This window comes from Pseudoalteromonas sp. SIMBA_162, from assembly GCF_046535955.1.
GTDB classification, from domain to species: Bacteria; Pseudomonadota; Gammaproteobacteria; order Enterobacterales; family Alteromonadaceae; genus Pseudoalteromonas; species Pseudoalteromonas marina.
This window is the reverse complement of record NZ_JAWJBQ010000851.1, coordinates 1-251: the sequence shown is the minus strand read 5'-3', so window position 1 is coordinate 251 and position 251 is coordinate 1. Positions and strand designations below refer to the sequence as shown.

1 pseudogene is annotated in these 251 nt (G+C 67.3%); it reads right to left on the bottom strand.

Annotated elements, in window-relative coordinates:
* A pseudogene (locus R0J88_RS22095) lies at positions 1-251 on the bottom strand (lipid A biosynthesis acyltransferase); the annotation flags it as partial.

The following is a 251-nucleotide window of genomic DNA, read 5'->3' as shown; positions in this document are numbered from 1 at the left end:
CGCCACGATTGACGCGATCGCCCAGCGCCATGGCGGTGGCAGGCGTGATCTCGCTGACCTCGATCATCTGCGGCGGCTTGCGGCCGGTGGCCTGCTCCAGCAGCTGATTGAACTTCTCGGCGTGGCGCGTGTGCACCAGCGCACACAGGTCGATGTCGTGGCGCTCACCGCTGGCATTGATCACATCCAGATTGCCGTGATGGGCGACGAGGATGATGCCGCCCTCGCCACGCAGCGCGGCGTCGCGCAGG